A 23,346-nucleotide genomic window follows, 5' to 3' on the forward strand; every position below is an offset into this window, starting at 1 on the left:
ATTGCTTTGCTATTACCTATTAAATGACAACGCCTATCCGGGATAGATTCTTAGTGTAATAAGCGTAGCAATAGCGCGTTTTCCCCCTCCTTCACGTCTGAAACACGTTTTCCATGACCTGCCTCACATTGTTTCCGGCAATGTCTATCATTTCGTGAACCTATTCTCATATCTTGGTTTTTTTCATGGAAAACGGTTTCCGTTGTGTTTCCATAGAGGTGTTTCCAATGGACGTGTTTATTCACGATGCTTTTATTGATGCTGTTTTTTTATTCATAACGCTTTTTATTCATAACGTATGACGACGGGGTACTGAAAATGAAAAGGATCATGCTTTGTTGTTCCGCTGGGATGTCTACCAGCCTTTTAGTGAAAAAGATGAAGGAGGCGGCCAGCACTCGTGGTCTGGACGTTGATATTGCCGCCTACGCTGCCCATGAATTTGATGAGCAGGTCGGGAAGTATGACGTTGTGCTGCTGGGGCCACAGGTGAAATATATGCTGGCGTCCTTTCAGGAGAAAGCTGAGGGAAAAGGCGTGCCCGTGGCAGCGATAGATATGATGGATTACGGTATGCAGCGCGGTGACAACGTGCTGGATTTTGCCTTTTCACTGATCGAAAAATCAGGACAACCGCTATGAGTGGCCTCTATCAGTCGATGGTTAATATCATCGAGCAAAAAATTACCCCGCTGGCGGGTGTGGTGGGACAGCAGCGCCACATCATCGCGATTCGTGATGGTTTTATCGCCGCTCTGCCTTTTATGATCATCGGTTCGTTTATGCTGGTGTTCATCTTCCCGCCGTTCGCGCCGGATACCACGCTGGGGTTCGCCCGCGCGTGGCTCGATTTCTCCGTTGCCTACCGTGAACAGCTGATGCTGCCGTACTACCTCAGTATGGGAGTCATGACCTTCTTTATCTCGGTGGGGATAGGAGCCAGCCTGGGCAAACACTACAAGCTGGATCCCATCATGACCGGCCTGCTGGCACTGATGGCATTCTTGCTGGTGGCCGCGCCTTATCACGACAAGCAAATTTCCACCCAGTACTTCTCCGGAGAGGGGATTTTTACCGCGATCCTGACATCAATTTATGCGGGTGAGGTGTATGCCTGGCTGAAGAAACGCAATATCACGATTCGTCTGCCGAAAGAGGTGCCGACCGGCGTGGCGCGTTCGTTTGAAATCCTCATCCCCGTGCTTGTCATCGTCGCGACGCTGCATCCGTTTAACCTGTTCATCCAGTCTGCGACCGGCATGATTATCCCCGAAGCGATTATGCATCTGCTGGCACCGCTGATTTCGGCGTCGGATTCACTGCCTGCGATTCTGATTTCGGTGTTTATCTGCCAGATTCTGTGGTTTGCCGGGATTCACGGTGCGCTGATCGTCACCGGGATTATGAACCCGTTCTGGATGACCAACCTGGCGCTGAACCAGGCCGCGCTCTCGGCCGGTGCGCCGTTGCCGCATATTTATTTGCAGGGCTTCTGGGATCACTACCTGCTGATCGGCGGGGTCGGTTCCACACTGCCGCTGGCATTTTTGCTGCTGCGTAGCCGTGCCGTCCATCTGCGAACGATTGGCCGCATGGGCGTGGTGCCGAGCTTTTTCAATATCAACGAACCAATTCTGTTTGGTGCACCGATCATCATGAACCCGCTGCTGTTCCTGCCGTTTATTTTCGTGCCGATGGTTAATGCCGTCATTGCCTATACGGCGACGAAGCTCGGCTGGATCGCACAGGTGGTTTCCCTGACACCGTGGACGACGCCGGCACCGATTGGCGCATCATGGGCGGCGAACTGGGCGTTCAGCCCGGTGATCATGTGTCTGCTCTGCATGGTGATGTCGGCCGCGATGTATTACCCGTTCCTGAAAGTTTATGAGCGCACGCTACTTAAACAGGAGCAGGAGAAACAACAGCAGGCCGCAGGCGAAGCCAGCGCCAGCGCATAAATACGAGTGAAGTAGAGAGGAACGTATGCACGATCATCTTCAGAAGGATTTTCGCTTTCCTGCGAATTTTTGGTGGGGCAGCGCCAGTTCGGCCCCGCAAACGGAAGGCGAAAGCCTTAATTATGGTAAAAGCGCCACCGTGTGGGACGAATGGTTTGCCACGCAGCCCGGTCGTTTTCACCAGCAGGTTGGGCCGGCGGATACCTCCACGTTTTATCAGCACTGGCGTGAAGACATTGCGCTGCTGAAGACGTTGAATCACAACACGTTCCGCACGTCGATCTCGTGGGCGCGACTGATTCCCGATGGCGTCGGGGAACCGAATCCGCAGGCGGTGGCGTTTTATAATCAGGTCATTGATGAAATGCTGGCGCAGGGCATCACGCCGTTTATCAATCTGTTCCATTTTGATATGCCGATGGTGATGCAGCGGCTGGGCGGCTGGGAAAATCGGGCGGTGGTGGTGGCCTATGCGGGCTACGCGGCGACCTGTTTCCGTCTGTTTGGCGATAGGGTAAAACACTGGTTTACGTTCAATGAGCCAGTGGTGCCGGTGGAAGGCGGGTATCTGTATGATTTCCACTACCCGAACGTCGTGGATTTCAAGCGAGCCGCGACGGTGGCGTATCACACCATGCTGGCGCATTCGCTGGCGGTGAAAGCCTATCGTGAACAGTCTCAGGGCGGGGAAATTGGCATCATCCTCAATCTGACGCCTTCCTATCCACGCTCTCAGCATCCGGCTGATGTTAAAGCAGCCAACATTGCCGATCTGATGTTTAACCGCAGCTTCCTCGATCCCGCTTTGAGGGGCGAGTACCCACAGGAACTGGTCGATCTGCTACAGCGATACGGCCAACTGCCGAGCTGCCAGCCAGACGATCGTGCGCTGCTGGCCGATGGGGTTGTCGATCTGCTGGGGATTAACTACTACCAGCCGCGCCGTATTCAGTGTCGTGACAGTCTGGTCAATCCTGATAGTCCGTTTATGCCCGAATGGTTTTTCTCCAGCTATGAGATGCCGGGACGAAAAATGAATCCCTATCGCGGTTGGGAAATTTATGAACCGGGTATTTATGACATTCTGACCAATCTGCGGGTGAATTACGGCAATCCGCGCTGCTTTATTTCGGAAAACGGCATGGGGGTGGAGAACGAGCAGCGTTTCGATGCCAACGGCCAGATTCAGGATGATTACCGCATCGATTTTGTCCGTGAACATCTGAAGTATGTCCACAAAGGCATCGCGGAAGGCAGCAACTGCCTCGGCTACCATATGTGGACGTTTATCGATAACTGGTCGTGGTCGAATGCCTACAAGAATCGCTATGGCTTTGTGCAGCTTGATCTGGCAACGCAGAAGCGCACGGTGAAGAAAAGCGGGGAATGGTTCGCGACTATAGCGGCTGAGAATGGTTTTTGACCAAAAGCACACATAAAAAAACGTAAGGAATGTTTTTCAACGTCGCTTGCGACGGCCCGCCATAAAAAAACCGGCTTGCCCTGATGAGGAGGCAAGCCGGAAAGAGGGTAATACGTGATGCTTACAGGATAGCTAACTGGGATAAAAACTCAGGGTAAACAATGATTAGTTGAAGATTACCGCAGAGCCACGCAGCTGATCGTTACCGGTCGCAGACGTGATGGTATAAGCTTTAGCGCCTGCTTTTTCTGCTTTCGCTGCGAGCTGAGCCTGTAGTGAGCTTAGGTCTTGAGCGGTAGCGGTAACGACGCCCACTTTTTCCAGGTTCTGTGTCTGTGAAGGCGCAACATATTCAGCAGCAGAAGCACCGAAAGTCATGGTAGCGAGAACAACAGCAGCGGCGATGGTTTTTACGTTTTTCATGATGTCTTATCCTTTTCTGATTTGATAGGTGAAAGGGGGCTGCCCTTTCGATATGAAGAATGTTACGCCGATGCTAATAAATTAAAAAACGGATGTTATTGAGGTAGTCTTTCTATTTTTTTGAATGACATTTATTGATGTTGTTTGTTTTTTTTAAATTAAAAACAATAAGTTATACATAAAACTGAAATTGATTTACAAAAAATTGACTGATGTTGAATGAGTGGGGTGATGTCTTGTCTGTTGAGGTTCAACTAACGTTTAATGCTGCTGGTCATCAACTTACCAACATTAATTGCTGGTCATGCGATGGGGATTGGCTGGTTTATGACATAAGACCCTATGGATCTTCATTCACAGGGCTGACAATTGAGCGAGTACACCTGACAAGCCGGGAAACCGAGGTGATTTATCGGGCGACAGCGGGCGCACATGTGGGCGTAGTGACCTGTAGCCCGCAGGAGCCGCTACGCTATGTCTTTATCCACGGGCCGGAAAATCCAGACGGCGAGTGGCAGTATGATTTTCACCATCGCCGTGGAACGATAGTGGCGGATTGCCAGCGCGATGAAGCCATCACGCTCGATGCCTTCTCCATTACGTCGCCTTATCAGGCCGGTGCGCTGCGCGGTGGTACGCACGTTCACGTCTTCAGCCCGGATGCCAGCCGCCTGAGCTTTACCTATAACGACCATGTGCTGCATGAGCGCGATCCGGCATTGAACTTGCGCAATGTCGGCGTAGCCGTGCCGCTACAGGCCGTCACCGTTGAGAAACGCCATCCGCGTGAATATGACGGCAGCCACTATTGTGTGTTGGTCAGCCAAACGACGCCGCAGCCACAGCCCGGCAGCGATGAAATCAACCGAGCTTATGAAGAAGGCTGGGTGGGAACGGTGGGCTATATCCGACAGGACGGTTCGCGCCAGCGTTGGGCGCTGGCGTTCATCGGCGATACGCGTGCGGCGGACGGGACAACGGTGCCGGAGATCTTTATCGTCGATTTGCCGGACGCGCTGGAGGATTACGCCAAAGAGGGGGATGCGCCTCTGGCAGGAACGGCAACCTCAATGCCTTCACCGCCAGCGGGTGTGCAGCAACGGCGTTTAACCTTTACGCATTCGCGTCGTTACCCTGGCCTGGTCAATCAGCCGCGCCACTGGCTGCGAGCTTCGCCCGACGGTAGCGAGATTGCTTTCCTGATGCGCGATGAGGCGGGTGTGGTTCAGCTGTGGACGATTTCCCCGAATGGCGGTGAACCAAGGCAGGTAACGCATACGGAACACGGTGTACAGTCTGCCTTTAACTGGCATCCGGATGGGCGTTCTCTGGCGTTTGTGTGTGACAACAGCATCATGCTGTGTGAGGCGAAAAGCGGTGAACTCGTGCGGCTGACGGCGCGGACGGACAGCGCCCCGAGTGCGGATGCCGTGGTTTTTTCCCCTGATGGGAAACACATTGCGTATATGCGAGAGATTGACGGCTTTAATCAGCTTTTTGTTGTGACGAGCGCCTAACCCGTACGAACTGACTCATGCTACATGCAGCGTTATCACAGTTGGTTATGTGGCATGGTGTTGTTATGGGGCATCGTGTCGTTGTGAGGCATAGTGTCGTTATGAGGCATAGTGGCAAGCTGTGAGCTGGCTGTCTGGTTTTGCTCTTCGCTGTGCGAAATGCGTTCGCGCGTCGACATTTTGTTCTTATCGCTGCCCGAGCGATAGTAGTCGTAGGGCAGCAGCACCGTATCGGCAACCGCTGAGAACGGCAGGTCGATCACCACCAGCGGCATCATGGCCCAACTCGTGTCGTCGTCACGCAGCATATCCATGCTGGCGCGCGTGCCGGAATAGTATCCTTGATCGCTTCCGGTATGCGTCATGACGCTGGAACAACCGCTGGTTGCCACCGCGCCGCTACCGGTAATAATGAAAGAGAACAATGCGCTTTTCAGTAAGGTCATATTACCTGTCCATTAATAACCTGCTGCCAGAGCGGGTCAAGAGCCTAATATCGGTCACTTAAGTCCGTTGTTAGGGGAAACGGAGGTTCCCGCAGGGACGCCTCACCCCAGTGATCGCCCCGTGTATCTCGATGCTTAAACGATCGGCACTAGGCCAAAACCTGCCTATCTTGAGTGTATGTGATAACGCTCGAAGTGTGAGTGAATATTGCATGAAACGTAGTGATTTTTCTTTTTTGCCTCTTGAAAGTCTGAAGGGGGTCACCATATTGATAATAAGCCGGAAGAAAACGATACGCCGTCAGGGTATCCGTTCCGGCTGTGAGCCTGTCCTTATAGGAAGGCAAAGAATAAATCCTCGCTGCATGTTTAGGAGGCTGCTTTATGCGTAACCCCGATTTTTCCCCACTGTACCGTTCCGCTATTGGTTTCGATCGTCTGTTCAATCTGTTAGAAACCGGCCAGACCCAGAGCAACGGCGGCTATCCTCCCTACAACGTCGAGCTGGTTGACGAGAACCAATACCGCATCGCGATTGCCGTAGCCGGCTTCGCCGAGCAGGAACTGGACATCACAGCGCACGACAACCTATTGATTGTAAAAGGCGCCCACGCCGGTGAGCAGGTTGCCCGCAACTACCTGTATCAGGGTATTGCCGAGCGCAACTTCGAGCGTAAATTCCAGATGGCCGAACATATTCAGGTAAAAGGCGCCAATCTGGAAAATGGACTGCTGTACATCGATCTTGAGCGCATCGTGCCGGAAGCGATGAAGCCGCGCCGGATTGAAATCAAGTAAATCAATATCAAATTAATGGTGCATTGCCTGAAACGGCAATGCCGTGAATGAACACATCGTCTGCCGCTTGGGGACGACGCCAGCTATTGAATGTGGCTGGCATAAGGTACGCCCGAACGGGCATCTTAATCTCGCTTCTTAGAAGGAGTCATATCATGCGTAACTACGACTTATCACCTTTACTGCGTCAGTGGATCGGTTTCGACAAATTAGCCAGCTCAATGCAAGGCAGCCAGGAACCGATTGATTTTCCTCCGTATAACATCGAGAAGAAAGACGACAACCACTACCGCATCACGCTCGCGCTGGCGGGATTCCGACAGAGCGATCTGGATATAGAAGTAGAAGGCCCTCGCCTGACCGTGAAAGGTAGTCCGGCACCGACCGAGAAAGCCGTGGAATATCTGCATCAGGGGCTGGTGTTTAAGCCTTTCACGCTGAGCTTTACGCTGGCCGAGCATCTGAATGTGTCCGATGCACACTTTGAAAATGGCCTGCTGCATATCGATCTGGTGCGTGACGTGCCGGAAGCCTTGCAGCCGCAGCGCATCGCCATCGGCGGTGGCCGCCCGGCATTGAACCAGCAGCCTGCTGAAGATGCATAATAACGCGACATCTGCGTTATTAACCTGATGATTTCCCGCGCCCGTCTCATTACGGGCGCGGTTTTGTGTTGCCCGCCACGTTTCCTTCCCCGGCATTCTGCCAGAATCAAAATAAACTCGTAATAGAGTGAACGGCAGTGACATTTCCCAATAAAAACGTCCGCAAAGGATACGGGTATGAGTGATATCGCACTTACCGTGAGTATGCTGGCGCTGGTTGCGGTTCTGGGGTTATGGATCGGCAACTGGCGGATTTATGGCGTCGGTTTAGGGATTGGCGGGGTCCTGTTCGGTGGGATCATCGTCGGGCATGTTGCTCATCAGTACCAGATTCAACTGAATGATGACATGTTGCACGTCATTCAGGAGTTCGGACTGATTCTGTTTGTCTATACCATTGGCATTCAGGTCGGGCCGGGCTTCTTTTCCTCTTTGCGCGTATCTGGCCTGCGCCTCAATGCATTCGCCTTGCTGACGGTGTTTCTCGGCTGCGTGGTGACCGTCCTGTTGCATAAACTGCTTAATATTCCTTTGCCTATTATCCTCGGTATTTTTTCCGGTGCGGTGACCAATACCCCGTCGCTGGGTGCGGGTCAGCAGATTTTGACCGATCTCGGTTCGAGCGCGGCATTGGTTAACCAGATGGGGACAGGCTACGCGATGGCGTATCCGCTCGGGATCTGCGGCATTTTACTGGTGATGTGGCTGATGCGTGTGCTGTTTCGCGTCGCGGTGGAGAACGAAGCTAAGCAGTTTGAGGTCAGTAACGGCCAGCACCATGAACAGCTGCACACCATGAATGTGTCGGTGACGAATACCAATTTGCAAGGGCTGGCGATTCAGGATGTGCCAATTCTGAACCGCGACACCATCGTCTGTTCCCGTTTAAAACGCGGCGATGAGCTAATGGTGCCGTCGCCGCAGACGCTCATCCAACTGGGTGACTATCTGCATCTGGTTGGCGCGAAAAACGATCTTGAGCAGGCGCGGCTGGTTATCGGTCATGAAGTGGAGACATCGCTCTCGACGCGCGGTACGGATCTGCACGTTGAGCGCGTGGTGGTGACGAATGAGAAGGTGCTGGGACGCAAGATTCGCGAACTCAATCTTAAGCAAAACTACGATGTTGTGATTTCACGCCTGAATCGTGCAGGCGTTGAGCTGGTCGCCAGCAACCAGGCCAGCCTGCAATTTGGCGACATTCTGAATCTGGTCGGGCGGAAAACGGCGATCGATGCCGTTGCGGATATCGTGGGGAACGCGCAGCAAAAACTCCAGCAGGTACAGATGCTGCCCGTTTTTATCGGCATTGGGCTGGGTGTGTTGCTGGGTTCTGTCCCGCTGATGATTCCCGGTTTTCCCGTCGCGCTGCGGCTCGGTCTGGCGGGCGGGCCGTTGGTGGTGGCGCTGGTTCTGGGACGCATTGGCGGTATCGGTAAACTGCACTGGTTTATGCCGCCCAGTGCGAATCTGGCGCTGCGTGAACTCGGTATTGTGCTGTTCTTGTCGGTGGTAGGGCTGAAATCCGGCGGTGATTTCATTGATACGTTATTGAACGGCGACGGCGTGTGGTGGATTGGTTACGGTGCGCTGATTACCATTGTGCCGCTACTGCTGGTCGGCATACTGGCGCGAACGCTCGGCAAGATGAACTATTTAACGCTGTGCGGCATGCTGGCGGGTTCCATGACCGATCCGCCCGCGTTGGCGTTTGCCAATGGGTTACACCCAACCAGCGGTGCGGCGGCACTTTCTTATGCGACGGTTTATCCACTGGCGATGTTTCTACGTATTATGTCGCCGCAGTTGTTAGCCGTACTTTTCCTTACCCTCTAAATGTTATCAGCTGGATAAAAAATAATATTTTCTCGCTGGAACGTGGCTATTTAATTTCTTTATTTATGAATAGGGAAATACCTGAGTAAATAAATAAGGAATGGATAACTAGCTGTCTGGGAAAGAATTATATTACCACTATTAGGTATAAGGTTTTTTTATCACATCCTCGTCGTTAACTTCGTTAATTTTATGTTCCATAAATGTCAATTATTATTGAATTTAAACGGTTTTTTATCGGGAAATTAAAACCATGACAGTTTCTTAAATAAATTAATGAACCCCTTTAGTAACTAAAGTTACGCTATTTTGCCGGCGCATTATAATACTATCTCTTCATTAATCACTTGATTTGATCAGACGAGAGAAGCACCCTGAACCCTTGTTTTCTCGTCTTTTTTTCCGCAGATGATTCCTGTTGCGTTGTTTTCAGCAGGGTGACGAAGGAAGAATAACGAAATACCCACTCCTCCGCACTGGACATCCGTCGTGAATATCTCCTGAATAATTCGAGAGCTGCACAAACTCGGCTCGAAGTACGACGGGGAATACAGAATTCCGTTTTAATGAAGAGTGGTGTTCTTATGTCTGCGAATAACAGCAGGTTTATAAAGCTTCTAATTATCCTTTGTATTGCCGGTGGCTTATGGTTATTGCCGGTTCCTGATGGGGTTAAACCCGATGCCTGGCATCTGATGGCGATTTTCATTGCCACCGTTGTCGGTCTGATTCTCTCTCCTTACCCGCTTGGCGCGATGGCGATGTTCAGCCTGACCTCGGTCGCTATATTAGGGTTATTGTCCATTAAAGATGTGCTGGCGGGCTTTAGCGATCCCACCATTTGGATGATCGCCTGCGCCTTCTTTATCTCGCGCGGCTTTATCAAAACCGGTTTTGGTCGGCGTATTGGTCTGCTGTTCATCAGCAAGCTGGGGAACAGCTCGCTCGGTCTGGCGTATGGTCTGGTGTTTACCGACCTGCTGTTTGCCCCGGCTATGCCTTCCACATCTGCACGCTGCGGCGGGATTATCACACCGTTGTTCCGCTCGATTGCCGAAGCCTATGACTCCACGCCGGAAAAAGGCACGCAGCGCCGCATTGGTGCGTTCTTGGTGCAATCTATTTTCCAATGTAACGCCGTGACCTCCGCGATGTTCATGACCTCCATGGCGGGTAACCCGATGGTGGCGAAGCTGGCTTCCCAGTTTGGTATTCACATCAGTTGGACGGACTGGGCATTGGCGACATTGCTGCCGGGTTTCCTGTCGTTGGCGCTGATTCCTTATCTGATCTACCGCTTTTATCCGCCTGAATTGAAGAAAACCTCGGAAATGCGCGCCATCGCTGTCGAAAGACTGCGTGAAATGGGCAAAATGACCCGCGACGAGTGGGTGGTACTGGGCGTGTTCCTGGGGCTGGTGACCTTCTGGGTGCTGGGCTCCACACTGAATATCGATGCGACCCTGACCGCACTGGCTGGCCTGAGCGTGCTGTTGCTCAGCCGTGCGCTGAGCTGGGATGATGTGGTGGGTGAGAAAGAAGCCTGGCACACCGTGGTGTGGTTTGCTGTGCTGATGACGCTGGCGGGTCAGCTTAACAAAATGGGTCTGATTGCCTGGCTGGGTGGTCTGGCTGGCAGCGCGGTGAGTGGCATGCACTGGCTGCCGATGCTGGGTCTGCTGCTGTTGGTTTACTACTACAGCCACTATCTGATGGCGAGTGCGATTGCCCATATCAGCGCCATGTATGCGATTTTCGTCTCTATCGCGTTGGCTGCCGGTGCGCCGCCGATGCTGACCGTGCTGGTGTTCGGTATCTTCAGTAACCTGTTTATGTCCACGACGCACTACTCCAGCGGCCCGGCTCCGATTCTGTTCGGTACAGGCTACATGCCGCTGGGAACCTGGTGGAAGATCGGTTTCTCCATCAGCCTGGTCATCATCCCTATCTGGCTGGGTGTTGGTAGCATGTGGTGGAAAGTGCTCGGCTTCTGGTAAACGCAGGTACTGCTGGCTTTCCTGATGCGGGACATGCCTGAGGCGAAAAATGTACCGCAATACGTTAAGCCTGATTCCTTTCTTCACGCCTACGCCCTGTCCCTGTGACGGGGCGTATGCATCACGACACGCGAAACGCGACGAAACAGTATAAGATAACGGTGTGATGATGTTTGTTTCGGAGAGTGACATGGGCAAGAAAAAGGCACCGCTAAAGCTGGGAACATCGGTGTTTCTGATGGTGTCAGTTGTGCTTGGCGCGGTGTTGCTGGTGGTCTATTCCTTGCTGTTTTTTCGCATTAATCAGCTATCAGAAGACCATCTGCGAGAAAAAGCCTTTGCCATTGCTCGCACATTTGCCGCCTCTCCCGTCGTTATTGATGAACTTAAAGGCATTGGCCGACCTGAGGAAGTGCAGATTGCGGCGGAGACGATTCGCCAGCGCAATCAACTGCTTTTCGTCACGGTAACTGACATGGATACGGTGCGCCATAGCCATCCTGAGCCGGAAAGAATTGGCGAGCATTTTGCCGGTCGGGATATCTACCCGGCGCTGCTGGGTATGGAAAATACCGCCATTAATCGGGGAACGCTCGATCCCGCGCTGCGGGTCTTTACGCCGGTTTTCGACAGCAACCATAAGCAGGTTGGCGTGGTCGCGCTGGGGATTGCCTTAACCAGCGTGCAGAAGGTGATTAGCGATAACCGCTGGATGATCCCCTGGACGCTGCTGGCTGGGGCGCTGGTCGGCTGGCTCGGCACGTTGATTTTGGTGAAGGTGCTCAAGCGCATTATGCTGGGATTCGAGCCGTTTGAGATCTCGAATCTGTTTGAACAGCGCAACGCGATGCTCAAACACATCAAGGAAGGCGTTATCGCGGTCGACCAGAATGGGCGAATTACGGTAATTAATGATGAGGCGCGACGGCTGTTCCGGCAGAATAAGCCGCAGGGCAGCGAAACTCCGTCGTCGAAGCCAGCCGAACGCGTCAGTGAGCAGTGGCTGGAACATCTGCACCTGAAACAGGTGCTGGAGAGCGGCACACCACGGCGCGATGAAGAGATTAACTTTAACGGCCACCTGCTGCTGACCAACACCGTTCCGGTTTTTGTGAAGGGCGATATTATCGGTGCGATTGCGACATTCCGTGATAAAACGGAAATCAGCCAACTGCTGCAACGGTTGAGTGGGATGTCGTACTATGCGGATGCGCTACGGGCACAGTCGCACGAGTTTATGAACAAGCTGCACGTCATTCTGGGGATGCTGCACTTAAAGTATTACTCGCAGCTGGAAGATTATATCCTGAAGACGGCCAATAATTATCAGGCGGAAATTGGTTCAATTATTCGTAAAGTGAAATCGCCAGTGATTGCCGGCTTCCTGTTGGGTAAAATCAACCGCGCGCGCGATCTCGGCATTACGCTCTCCATCAGTGAGGAGAGTCTGCTGCCAGATACCGATGATGTCGATGCCACCAATGAATTGATTACCGTATTGGGTAATCTGATTGAGAATGCGATGGACGCGATTGATGGGCAGGAAAACTGCGAAATCAGCGTGAGTTTCCATCATCAGAATGGCCGCCTTCACTGTACCGTGGGGGATGACGGTCCCGGCATTTCGCCGGAGAGTCAGGCGCGCATTTATGAACAGGGATTCTCTACCAAAGGCAGCGGGCGCGGTATCGGCCTGTTCCTGACCAAACAGAGTCTGGAGAAGATTGGCGGCACTATCGAGTTTGAATCAGAACCTGAGGTGTACACCCAGTTTTTCGTTACTATTCCTTATCAAGCAAGGCTGTTTGACCATGATTAATGTACTGATTGTTGATGACGATGCCATGGTTGCAGAGCTTAACAAATCTTATCTGAACCAGGTTTCTGGATTTAGCTGCTATGCGACCGTCCCTACGTTGCAACAGGCGCGAAACCTGCTGATGCAACCTGACTCGGAAATCGATTTGGTACTGCTGGACATTTACATGCAGCAGGATAATGGACTGGATCTGCTGCCGACTATCCGTGAATTCAGTGAAAAGACGGACGTCATCATCATCTCTTCTGCCAGTGATGTGTATACCATCAAAAAAGCGCTGCACTATGGCGTTGTTGACTACCTGATTAAGCCTTTCCAGTTCTCGCGTTTCGAGCAGGCGCTGACCGCCTATCGCGAAGAGGCGAACTTGTTCAAGCACCGTGATTTTGTTGGGCAGTCGGATATTGATAACCTGATTCGCCGCACCAGTAGTAGCACGGTCAGCGAACGTAAAAAATTGCCGAAAGGGCTGACCAGCCTGACGCTGCGTACCGTCTGCGAGTGGATTGAAGGCAACCAGGGCATAGAGTTCTCTACCGAAATGCTGGCGAATGCGATTGGCATTTCCCGCGTATCCTGCCGTAAATACCTGATCTATCTGTCTGACACTGGCATCCTGACCACCAACATCCTGTACGGCTCGACCGGTCGACCGGTTTATCTGTATCGCCTGCTGCCGGAAAAACAGGACTCGCTGCGCCAGTACTGTGAATAAATCGTTGTAAATAGCTAGCGGTGAATGAGGCTGGCAGAAATGAAAACGAGGCGGGAGCGATCCCGCCTCGTGCTATATACAATTCAGTGATGATGAAACCACATGGAGCCGGTTGAGTGGAACACGATAAATTTATGCAATATGGTCGTGGGTTAGGGTTGTGGCGTAACCCACGGGAAAATATTAAGCCCGAACCAATAAATTACTTCAGTGATGACCCGATTTATCTCACGTCCTCAAAAGGAGAATGGGTTAATCAAATTCAAGAGTGCAAGAAAGAAAATAACCCGTTAGAAAACGGTGTATTTATTTGGACAGAAATTAAGGGTACAGGTCACGCCTTTGTCTCTGTACATGAGGGTAATAATGCTTCTGTTTTTACCTATGGCCGCTTTGGTAGACGGTCTGGTGTTGTCGGGGCTGTCGGTGATGGCATCTTAAACTTTTTGCAGTTTGAAGATGCCAGAACATATTACCGAGAAGAGCTGTACAAGATGGAGGCGAAGGCATTCGTCATTACGGATGCAGATCCTACGATTGCAAGGCTGTATTTTGAAAAGTTGTGGCATTCAGGAGGAAAGGCAAAAGAAACTCCATCTATGAGGGAGAGTACCAAAAGAAATGGCCACACAATTGATCAATATGATGTGACAGGCGTGAACTGTACAACCCATGCAACAAAAGGCGTGAAGATTGCGGGATCACAGATATTTGAGGGAGGATATACAACTCACTCTCAGATGCGGATTAATTACGAAGAAGATTTTGCCGTGCCGGTATCGCTACAGCGGTATTTAGAACGAAAAAGCGCTGAATCATCGATGCTTGTTGTTGATATGACCAGTGAGTTTAGAAAGCAGTATCCGAATACTGATAACTACACACCGATAAGTGAAAAAAACCTTGAGATGGTTGTAAATAGAGGCGCTTCTGAAATTGTCTCTGGTGTTGGCAGGGTGTCGCCTTATTCTGGTGGTACTATCGGTGGCGTATTAGAAGGGATGCATGATGTTAACAAGTAAGTGCAAGGCATTTATTCGATGGGTCAGTATTGCCCTTGTCTCTCTATTTTATTATCTACTGGTAGGGGGGGTTGGTGCGATTTCCTTTGATAAGGATATTATGTATTTTTCAGAAAAAACGATATCTGTTGAATATCACAGGGCTAGCCTGGAGATTATGCAGGAACATACTAATGCGGTGTATTTAGCTGCGTTCATAGCTTTCCCCATCTGCGTGGCCCTGATTCTGATCATTTTCAAGAAGGTTAGATAGTGGTGGTAAGCAAACGGAATTGAGTGTCATGTGTGGAATGAGATAAACGAGGCGGGAGCGATCCCGCCTCGTGCTATATACAATTCAGTGATGATGAAACCACATGGAGCCGGTTTAGTGGAACACGATAAATTTATGCAATATGGCCGTGGGTTAGGGTTGTGGCGTAACCCACGGGAAAATATTAAGCCCGAACCAATAAATTACTTCAGTGATGACCCGATTTATCTCACGTCCTCAAAAGGAGAATGGGTTAATCAAATTCAAGAGTGCAAGAAAGAAAATAACCCGTTAGAAAACGGAGTGTTTATTTGGACAGAAATTAAGGGCACAGGTCACACCTTTGTCTCTGTACATGAGGGTAATAATGCTTCTGTTTTTACCTATGGCCGCTTTGGTAGACGGTCTGGTGTTGCCGGGGCAGTCGGTGATGGCATCTTAAATTTTTTGCAGTTTGAAGATGCCAGAACATATTACCGAGAAGAGCTGTACCAAACAGAAGCTAAGGTTTTTCTCATTACAGATGCGAATCCTGCGATTGCTCGATTGTACTTTGAAAAGCTATGGCGTTCAGGGGGCAAAGTGAAAGAAACCATCAAGATGGGAGAAAGCACTAAAAGAAACGGTCGTACAGTCGATCAATATGATGTGACAGGCGTGAACTGTACAACCCATGCGACAAAAGGCGTGAAGATTGCGGGATCACAGATATTTGAGGGAGGATATACAACTCACTCTCAGATGCGAATTAATTACGAAGAAGATTTTGCCGTGCCGGTATCGCTACAGCGGTATTTAGAACGAAAAAGCGCTGAATCATCGATGCTTGTTGTTGATATGACCAGTGAGTTTAGAAAGCAGTACCCGAATACTGATAACTACACACCGATAAGCGAAGATACCGCTTTAAGAGTCGTGTCCGAGGTGGTTTCTGGTATAGGTAAAATTTCACCTTATTCTGGTGGTACTGTCGGTGGGTTATTCGAAGGGATGCATGATGTTAACAAGTAAGTGCAAGACTTTTATTCGATGGTTCAGTATTTGCTTTGTCTCTTTTTTTTATTTGATAAGCATTGCTCTTTTTTCTTTTGGACATGTTCAAGATAAGGAAAGAATGGTTTTTTTATCTGATAAAACAGTGCCAGTTGAATACCATTTTGCGATATTAGCTGATATGCGAGAATCTATGGATTCCATGTATTCAGCCGTATTAATTGGTTTCCCCATCTGCGTGGCTCTAATTCTGATCATTTTCAAGAAGGTTAGATAGTGGTGGTAAGCAAACGGAATTGAGTGTCATGTGTGGAATGAGATAAACGAGGCGGGAGCGATCCCGCCTCGTGCTATTTGTACCGATACTAAAACGGTAAACGCTTACTTGATCTCGATCAGCGTACCCTGACGGCGAGAAATGGAGCCATCTGGTAACACGATGTTGGTATAAGAGACACCGTTTTTGAAGTCGTCGACGTGAACCACGTGTTGCCCTGCACGGCGTGACCAGTAGATCATATACACCCCATCACCGACCTCCGTGGTTGTGATTGCAACATCTGCCTTGTTTTTTCCATCGGGAGACGTGAACGTCATTTCAGAGGGGGATTTGAAATCCAGACGGAATTTCTGATCGCCGAAATCGACGTTATAGGACTTGCCGGTAGCGATGAATTCCGACGCGGTTGCCAGCGGAACGGCATGAGGATCGGTCTGTTGCGCTGAAACCGTTGCGCTAGTGACCAGCAGACCGCTCAGCAATAAAACAGAAAGTGCTTTTTTCATGTTTGGTGACGCCTTTGGTTAGGGTTAGGGTTAGTGTTCGTAATTAGTCTTTGAAGCGGCGTGCAATGTCTGCAACACGCTTGCCGTAGTGTCTTGCGGTATCCAGATCGCCGGAGGGGATCGCCTCTGCGCCTGCATCCGATGGAGATTGCGCAAGAAGGCCGACGGAGCCACCGAGGTTGTTGACATCATTCCGCGTCGCGGCAAGGGTATTTGATGGTGCAAGCCCCAGACTTACCCAAATCCCGCCATGCTGAGACGCCAGGGTTTGCAGGTAAATCAACGTAACTTGCTTATCGCCGTTAAGGCTGGCGCTATTGGTAAAGCCGCCAAAAATTTTGTCCTGCCATGCGCGTGTAAACCACGCTTTGGAAGTCGCGTCGGCAAATTTTTTGAATTGCCAGGGAACGGAACCCATGTAAGTTGGCGCTCCGAAAATAATGGCGTCTGCCGCATTCAGCGTTTCCCATCCCTGTTCATCGACATGGCCATCGTCATCAATCGCAACGAGTACCGCATCAGCGCCTTCGGCAACGTCTTCCGCGATACGCCGGGTATGCCCGTATCCAGAGAAGTAAACAACGGCAACGTTCGTCATGGTGTTTCCTTATTCAGGTTAGGAGTTAACGGCAATAAGGTATATATTAGAAACCAACATAACAAGAAGTTACCTTGAATCTACTAAGTTTACTCGGGTATACCATGACCAAAAATTCAGCGACTGAGAGAAAGGAAACTGAGGCAGGTGAGCAGCGTTATAACGTTTATTTACAAGGCTGTCCGGCGAGAATGGTGCTTGAACGTTTGGCGGATAAATGGGCGTTGCTGATAGTCGGTTTGCTGAGAACAGGGCCGCTGAGATTTAACCAACTGCGGCGGGAAATTGAAGGGGTATCGCAGAAAGCGCTGAGCCAAACGCTGAAGAAACTGGAGCGGGACGGTCTGCTTTCCCGAAAGGCATTCCCGACGGTGCCGGTTACGGTGGAATATGCGCTAACCCCGTTGGGTAAAACGTTATCGGAAGCCGTTGAACCGCTGGCCAGGTGGGCCGAGAAAAATATCGAAGACGTTTTATTGGCGCAGTCGCACTATGATCAATAAGGTTTCCCCCTGATTGGGGGAAACCGTGATACTGAGATTAAGCAAACCAGCCCAGCAGCAGCGTTGCGGCGATGACGGTAGACGCGCCGCCGATACGGGTGGCGATCTGTGCGAACGGCATCAGAGACATGCGGTTAGAGGCGGACAGAATCGCGACGTCGCCTGTACCACCCAGCCCACTGTGGCATGTGGTCACGATAGAAGCCTCAATCGGGTACATGTTCAGGTAAGGCGCAATCAGGAAGCTCACCAGCGCCATAGACAGCACCACAGAACCGCAGACGATGACGTAGCCGACAGAGAAGACCGCGACGACGCTCTCCAGTGGGATATACAGCATGCCAAGCCCGATCATCAGCGGCCAGACCAGAGAGCTGGAAACGAATTTGTAAACGCTGTGCGCGCCGGTTTCCATAATGGCAGGAATAACGCGTCCGTATTTACAGAACACGGCGATCAGAATCATCAACACCGGGCCAGGGATGTGTACCAGTTTTTCAAACAGGCCACCGACGATGAAGAAGGCGCAAATCATCAGCAATCCGCCGCCCATCAGATGAAAATCGACCGGTTTTGGTGCTTCATTGACGGCAAACATCGCGTTGTCTTCATCGCTGCGAACCAGACGGCCTTCGCCATTCAGATCCTTGCGGCGCATACCCAGACGAGACAGCACGCCGGCACACAGAATCGCGAAGATGTTACCGACGACGGCAGCAGGCGCTAACTGAGCCACATACACATCTGGGGTTTGTCCCAGAATGGCAGAGTAGGCGAGAGATAATGGCAGGATGCCTTCACCAATCCCGCCGCCGATGATTGGCACGATAATGAAGAAGAAGGTGTGATAGAAGCTGTAGCCGCACAGTTTACCAACCAGCAAACCGGTTGCCAGTGCTGTTGCCGTGCCGATGACCAACGGGACGAACATGCGCACCATCCCCTGAATCAGGATCTTACGGTTCATGCCCAAGATACTGCCGACCACCAGACAGGCGATGACGAAATACAGGAAGTTCGCCTCTTTCATCAACAGGTGCACAGTTTTCATGGTGTTGTCATTGAATAGATCAAAATACACCATCACGGAAGGCACCATCAGGCACAGAATCGCCGGGCCACCGATGTCTTTGAACACGGGAATGTTGCTGCCAATGTGCGCCAGTAAAAATCCCATGGTCATGATGACGGCGAAACCGCCAATCATGTTTTTAGGCAAATATCCCTCGTAGGCGGCGATAGCGACAATGGCGGCAATCGCCATAAAAAGCGCAACGGGAACGGAGCCGACTTTCTTTTTAAAAAAGCCGCCGATAAACGATTCTTGTGTTTCCAGAGCGAGATTGTTCTCACATAGAATATCAGTTTCAATTTTTTTCATTATATTCACCCTGCTAGGACAGTTGGTACAGAAAGAAATTACATGCCTGCCGCGTAATGTCGCTTCGATATTGATAGTGCATCGTTATCGACGTAGCTGATTGACGTTTTGCTCATCGATATCGGTATGTTTATCGAACGTCGCTAATGCCAATGGCGGCGGGATGTTTATTATCAGAAAGCAGAAAAATACGTTTTTTTGTTTTTTATCAATTAGTAACAAAATGGTAAGGAATGATGGATGTTATTTAACAATGAATCACTTCTGAGGGTAATCTAGCATGATGAAATGTTAAAAATAATACGTTAATTACGTATTTGTGAACTTATCAGCAACTCCAATTTAAATAACTTACGTCATTTTTTTGTAATTAAAATAAATTATTGAGCGCGTTGGAGGGGGATTAAAGGAGGGGGGGAGGTAACTCACAGAATGAAAATACCACTTTATGGGAATAAGTAAATAGCCTACTTTTATTTTAGTGAAAATATTTATTTAATTAAAATAGCCAGTTAATCATTGAGTAATATCATTTTCTCGCAGGTATATGTTTCTGACGACAACGTAACCACTTTGCTCCCACCTCGCCCACGGTAACAGCATCTAGCCTTATGATGAAACCCGTAGAGAAACACGATTTAGCACGCCCTTTTACCAATTGATGTTAGGGACAGCAAAGTTCTTTTATGTAGCGTAGATAGTCATTTATCTGCTTATGGTGACGGGGTAAATATCAGAATTTCTTATTATCCGTCAGGATTTTCACCTGCTGTTAACGTTTTTAACAAAAAATAGTGCTCAAATCTTGGACATGTAAGACCAGATGACTATAGTTTTTTTAATGGTGATAATTTCTTTATGTCCGCAATGTATCGGTTTTTATCGCTGTTTTTTCATAAAAAGGCAAAACATCTACCTTTTGTAAGGTGATGAGCTTGTATTTTCTCTTTTAAGAAAATGTAAGGAAATTTTGTAAATCCTTACTGCTTATATTGACGTCACCGCCATCTGTTGAGAAATTGAGGGCGTCATAGGGATATAAGGAGGAAAGCAGCGGCTTGTCTGAATGATTCTACGTCTTCATCCAGCATCCGTGAGCGGGTTGTGGCGCTTCGAGGTATAGGTTGTAGTTATTATGACTATATCTAACAGTGTGCGACTATCGGTTGTGGTAATCACCATTCCTCTCCCCATTATTTTGATTTTGCCTTCGGGCGACAGGGTACAGACCGCAGCACATAAAAATACAGGTCTGGCCAACCATACCCAATTCATTTCGAGATGCAGGACAGGACATCAGCGTTGTTAACATCTGTGTTTTTAACAACAGTATTAACGCGTATGCAGCTTGGATTCGGGCGGGTATAGCACACAACATCATCCACAATGGAGCATAAGTAATGGAAAAGTCCCTGGTTAAATCAAGGGTGTTGAAGTTCGGTCTTGGCTTGCTCGCCATGTCCGTCGCTGCAGGCGTTCAGGCAAAAACGCTGGTCTACTGCTCAGAGGGCTCCCCGGAAGGTTTTAACCCACAGCTGTTCACCTCCGGTACGACGTTTGATGCCAGCTCTATTCCTATTTATAACCGTCTGGTGGAATTTAAAGACGGCACCACGGACACCGGTCCTGGGCTGGCTGAAAAATGGGATATTAGCGAAGACGGCAAAACCTATACCTTCCATCTGCGCAAAGGCGTGAAATGGCAGGACAGCAAGGATTTCAAACCTTCCCGTGAATTCAATGCCGATGACGTGATTTTCTCCTTCATGCGTCAGCAGGATGCCAACCATCCGTACCACAAAGTGTCTGGCGGCAGCTACGAATACTATCAGGGTATGGGCATGCCAGAGCTGGTCAGCAAAATCGAAAAAGTTGACGACTACACGGTCCGCTTTGTGCTGAACCGTCCTGAAGCGCCGTTCCTGGCAAACCTGGCGATGGACTTCGCTTCCATCCTGTCAGCAGAATACGCGGATCAGATGCTGAAAGCCGGTACACCGGAGAAAATTGACCTGAACCCAATCGGTACGGGCCCGTTCCAGCTACAGCAGTACCAGAAAGATTCCCGCATTCTGTACAAAGCTTTTGAAGGCTATTGGGGCAGCAAGCCGGGCGTTGACCGTCTGGTCTTCTCCATCACGCCAGATGCTTCCGTGCGTTACGCCAAGCTGCAAAAAGATGAATGCCAGATCATGCCGTATCCAAATCCGGCCGATCTCGCGAAAATGAAAGAAGATAAGAACATCACGTTGATGGAACAGCCTGGCCTGAACGTTGGCTATCTGGCTTACAACGTTGAGAAAAAACCGCTGGATAACGTCAAGATTCGCCAGGCGCTGAACTATGCGGTTAACAAGACTGCCATTATCGAAGCGGTCTATCAGGGAGCCGGCCAGGCCGCAACTAACCTGATCCCGCCGACCATGTGGGGCTACAACAACGACGTTAAAGACTACAGCTACGATCCTGAGAAAGCGAAAGCGCTGCTGAAAGAAGCGGGTATGGCTGACGGTTTCTCTATCGACCTGTGGGCAATGCCGGTACAGCGTCCGTATAACCCGAACGCGCGTCGTATGGCGGAAATGATTCAGTCCGACTGGGCGAAAGTTGGCGTGAAAGCCAAGATCGTCACCTACGAGTGGGGCGAGTATCTGAAGCGTGCGAAAGACGGCGAGCACCAGACCGTGCTGATGGGCTGGACAGGCGACAATGGGGATCCAGATAACTTCTTCGCGACCCTGTTCAGCTGCGATGCGGCTAAAAATGGTTCCAACTACTCCAAGTGGTGCTACAAGCCGTTTGAAGATCTGATCCAACCGGCGCGCGCCGTTTCCGATCACGAAAAACGTATTGAACTGTACAAGCAGGCACAGGTTGTGATGCACGATCAGGCTCCGGCGCTGATTGTCGCGCACTCTACCGTGTACGAACCTGTACGTAAAAACGTGAAAGGCTATGTGGTTCAGCCGCGTGGTGTGCATAGCTTCAACAACGTGACGTTGGATTAAGTCAGCCGCTCGATTTTCACGGACACTAAAAACCCCGACCTTGCGGTTCCTCTTCAGAGGAGCCGTGGAGGCGGGGTTTCTTGCCCGTTAAAGTCTTATGGCGGGCTTCCCTGTCCGCCACACAGCGGGCCGTCGCACACGACGTTAAAATCGCATCTGGCGATTTTTTATCTGTGAGCAATGATAAGCCTGATGGCCAATGAGCCAACGGGCATGAATAGAGAGTTCGGGATATGTTGCAGTTCATACTCCGGCGTTTGGGGCTTGTGATCCCAACGTTTATTGGTATCACCCTGTTGACCTTCGCATTCGTGCACATGATTCCGGGCGACCCGGTGATGATCATGGCGGGGGAACGCGGTATTTCCGCCGAGCGCCATGCGCAATTGCTGGCTGAAATGGGGCTGGACAAGCCGCTTTGGCAGCAATACATCCACTATATTGGTGGTGTGCTGCAGGGCGATCTGGGGATTTCCCTCAAGAGCCGCATCCCCGTGTGGGAAGAATTTGTGCCACGCTTTAAGGCGACGCTGGAACTGGGTATCTGCGCGATGTTGTTTGCTATCGCGGTTGGGATCCCGGTTGGTGTGCTGGCTGCGGTTAAACGCGGTTCTATCTTCGATCATACGTCTGTTGGCCTGGCGCTGACGGGTTACTCCATGCCTATCTTCTGGTGGGGCATGATGCTGATCATGCTGGTTTCCGTCCAGCTCAACCTGACGCCCGTTTCGGGGCGCATTAGCGACACGATTTTCCTCGATGACAGCATGCCGCTGACTGGCTTTATGCTGATCGATACCCTGTTCTGGGGTGAGAAAGGCGACTTTATCGACGCGGTTGAACACATGATTCTGCCTGCCATCGTGCTGGGTACCATTCCACTGGCGGTGATTGTGCGTATGACGCGCTCCGCGATGCTGGAAGTGCTAGGCGAGGATTACATTCGTACCGCCCGCGCCAAAGGGCTGAGCCGCCTGCGCGTGATTGTGGTGCACGCGTTACGTAATGCGATGTTGCCGGTCGTGACGGTAATTGGCCTGCAGGTCGGCACCATGCTGGCTGGGGCAATCCTGACGGAAACCATTTTCTCCTGGCCGGGACTGGGACGGTGGTTGATCGATGCGTTGCAGCGTCGTGACTATCCGGTAGTTCAGGGCGGCGTGTTGCTGGTAGCAACCATGATCATTCTGGTTAACCTGCTGGTGGATGTGCTCTACGGTGTGGTTAACCCACGCATCCGTCACAAGAAATAAGGGGAAGGC

Annotated in this window: 20 protein-coding genes; 15 read left to right on the plus strand and 5 right to left on the minus strand. The window is 50.6% G+C overall.

Annotated features, from left to right (window positions below; genetic code table 11):
• Positions 1-318: 318 nt before the first annotated feature.
• From I2D83_RS00175 to I2D83_RS00185, 3 genes are read left to right on the plus strand one after another with little or no spacing between them, the layout of a single operon-like run.
• The gene (locus tag I2D83_RS00175) at positions 319-642 is read left to right on the plus strand and encodes a PTS sugar transporter subunit IIB (protein WP_012772774.1); all 324 of its coding nucleotides are present in this window, start codon (positions 319-321) and stop codon (positions 640-642) included.
• Entirely contained in the window at positions 639-1,961 is a 1,323-nt protein-coding gene (locus I2D83_RS00180; protein ID WP_012772775.1) for a PTS cellobiose transporter subunit IIC, read from the plus strand. The genes I2D83_RS00175 and I2D83_RS00180 overlap by 4 nt, the downstream gene beginning before the upstream one ends.
• 25 nt (positions 1,962-1,986) lie before the next feature.
• Positions 1,987-3,384, plus strand: a complete 1,398-nt coding sequence (locus tag I2D83_RS00185) for a glycoside hydrolase family 1 protein (protein ID WP_194431339.1) — start codon at positions 1,987-1,989, stop codon at positions 3,382-3,384.
• Positions 3,385-3,549: 165 nt separating this feature from the next.
• Here the strand turns inward: I2D83_RS00185 and bhsA are convergent, their stop codons facing one another.
• The gene (gene bhsA / locus I2D83_RS00190) at positions 3,550-3,807 is read right to left on the minus strand and encodes a multiple stress resistance protein BhsA (RefSeq protein ID WP_012772777.1); all 258 of its coding nucleotides are present in this window, start codon (positions 3,805-3,807) and stop codon (positions 3,550-3,552) included.
• A 236-nt stretch (positions 3,808-4,043) separates the two neighbouring features.
• On the opposite strand from bhsA, the gene I2D83_RS00195 reads away from it, so the two are divergent.
• Complete coding sequence (locus I2D83_RS00195) at positions 4,044-5,324, plus strand: YidR family protein (RefSeq protein ID WP_205948115.1); 1,281 nt, start codon at positions 4,044-4,046, stop codon at positions 5,322-5,324.
• Between the two features lie 35 nt (positions 5,325-5,359).
• On the opposite strand, the gene I2D83_RS00200 is transcribed toward I2D83_RS00195, so the two are convergent.
• Positions 5,360-5,770, minus strand: coding sequence for a YceK/YidQ family lipoprotein (locus I2D83_RS00200; protein ID WP_180779420.1), 411 nt, complete (start codon positions 5,768-5,770; stop codon positions 5,360-5,362).
• Positions 5,771-6,154: 384 nt separating this feature from the next.
• On the opposite strand from I2D83_RS00200, the gene ibpA reads away from it, so the two are divergent.
• The 8 genes from ibpA (at position 6,155) to I2D83_RS00240 (ending at position 15,826) form a co-directional block, all read left to right on the plus strand.
• The gene (gene ibpA / locus I2D83_RS00205) at positions 6,155-6,568 is read left to right on the plus strand and encodes a small heat shock chaperone IbpA (RefSeq protein ID WP_205947331.1); all 414 of its coding nucleotides are present in this window, start codon (positions 6,155-6,157) and stop codon (positions 6,566-6,568) included.
• Positions 6,569-6,723: 155 nt separating this feature from the next.
• Entirely contained in the window at positions 6,724-7,173 is a 450-nt protein-coding gene (gene ibpB, locus I2D83_RS00210) for a small heat shock chaperone IbpB (protein WP_205947332.1), read from the plus strand.
• Between the two features lie 177 nt (positions 7,174-7,350).
• On the plus strand, positions 7,351-9,009 hold the full coding sequence (locus tag I2D83_RS00215; RefSeq protein ID WP_012772781.1) for a putative transporter: 1,659 nt from the start codon (positions 7,351-7,353) through the stop codon (positions 9,007-9,009).
• A gap of 584 nt (positions 9,010-9,593) precedes the next feature.
• Positions 9,594-11,006, plus strand: a complete 1,413-nt coding sequence (locus tag I2D83_RS00220) for an anion permease (protein ID WP_012772782.1) — start codon at positions 9,594-9,596, stop codon at positions 11,004-11,006.
• A gap of 190 nt (positions 11,007-11,196) precedes the next feature.
• Positions 11,197-12,825 (plus strand): sensor histidine kinase, encoded by a 1,629-nt coding sequence (locus tag I2D83_RS00225; protein ID WP_180779418.1) that lies wholly within the window; start codon positions 11,197-11,199, stop codon positions 12,823-12,825.
• Positions 12,818-13,540: a two-component system response regulator DcuR gene (gene dcuR / locus I2D83_RS00230; protein WP_010281107.1), complete on the plus strand. Its 723-nt coding sequence runs from the start codon at positions 12,818-12,820 to the stop codon at positions 13,538-13,540. The genes I2D83_RS00225 and dcuR overlap by 8 nt, the downstream gene beginning before the upstream one ends.
• 116 nt (positions 13,541-13,656) lie before the next feature.
• Complete coding sequence (locus I2D83_RS00235) at positions 13,657-14,562, plus strand: hypothetical protein (protein ID WP_205947333.1); 906 nt, start codon at positions 13,657-13,659, stop codon at positions 14,560-14,562.
• A 370-nt stretch (positions 14,563-14,932) separates the two neighbouring features.
• Positions 14,933-15,826 carry a hypothetical protein gene (locus I2D83_RS00240; RefSeq protein WP_205947334.1) on the plus strand — a complete coding sequence of 298 codons (894 nt, stop codon included), beginning with the start codon at positions 14,933-14,935 and terminating at the stop codon, positions 15,824-15,826.
• A 363-nt stretch (positions 15,827-16,189) separates the two neighbouring features.
• On the opposite strand, the gene I2D83_RS00245 is transcribed toward I2D83_RS00240, so the two are convergent.
• Positions 16,190-16,594, minus strand: coding sequence for a MoaF-related domain-containing protein (locus I2D83_RS00245; protein ID WP_205947335.1), 405 nt, complete (start codon positions 16,592-16,594; stop codon positions 16,190-16,192).
• A gap of 43 nt (positions 16,595-16,637) precedes the next feature.
• Positions 16,638-17,192, minus strand: coding sequence for a flavodoxin family protein (locus tag I2D83_RS00250; RefSeq protein ID WP_205947336.1), 555 nt, complete (start codon positions 17,190-17,192; stop codon positions 16,638-16,640).
• 104 nt (positions 17,193-17,296) lie between these two features.
• Between I2D83_RS00250 and I2D83_RS00255 the strand changes: the two genes are divergently transcribed.
• Positions 17,297-17,695: a winged helix-turn-helix transcriptional regulator gene (locus I2D83_RS00255; RefSeq protein WP_012772786.1), complete on the plus strand. Its 399-nt coding sequence runs from the start codon at positions 17,297-17,299 to the stop codon at positions 17,693-17,695.
• Between the two features lie 37 nt (positions 17,696-17,732).
• Here the strand turns inward: I2D83_RS00255 and I2D83_RS00260 are convergent, their stop codons facing one another.
• Positions 17,733-19,076, minus strand: coding sequence for a 2-hydroxycarboxylate transporter family protein (locus I2D83_RS00260; RefSeq protein ID WP_180779415.1), 1,344 nt, complete (start codon positions 19,074-19,076; stop codon positions 17,733-17,735).
• Positions 19,077-20,476: 1,400 nt separating this feature from the next.
• On the opposite strand from I2D83_RS00260, the gene dppA reads away from it, so the two are divergent.
• Positions 20,477-22,084 carry a dipeptide ABC transporter periplasmic-binding protein DppA gene (dppA, locus tag I2D83_RS00265; protein ID WP_180779414.1) on the plus strand — a complete coding sequence of 536 codons (1,608 nt, stop codon included), beginning with the start codon at positions 20,477-20,479 and terminating at the stop codon, positions 22,082-22,084.
• 233 nt (positions 22,085-22,317) lie between these two features.
• The gene (gene dppB / locus I2D83_RS00270; RefSeq protein ID WP_012772789.1) at positions 22,318-23,337 is read left to right on the plus strand and encodes a dipeptide ABC transporter permease DppB; all 1,020 of its coding nucleotides are present in this window, start codon (positions 22,318-22,320) and stop codon (positions 23,335-23,337) included.
• The last annotated feature ends 9 nt before the right edge of the window (positions 23,338-23,346 follow it).

It is taken from the genome of Pectobacterium aroidearum (genome assembly GCF_015689195.1).
GTDB lineage: Bacteria > Pseudomonadota > Gammaproteobacteria > Enterobacterales > Enterobacteriaceae > Pectobacterium > Pectobacterium aroidearum.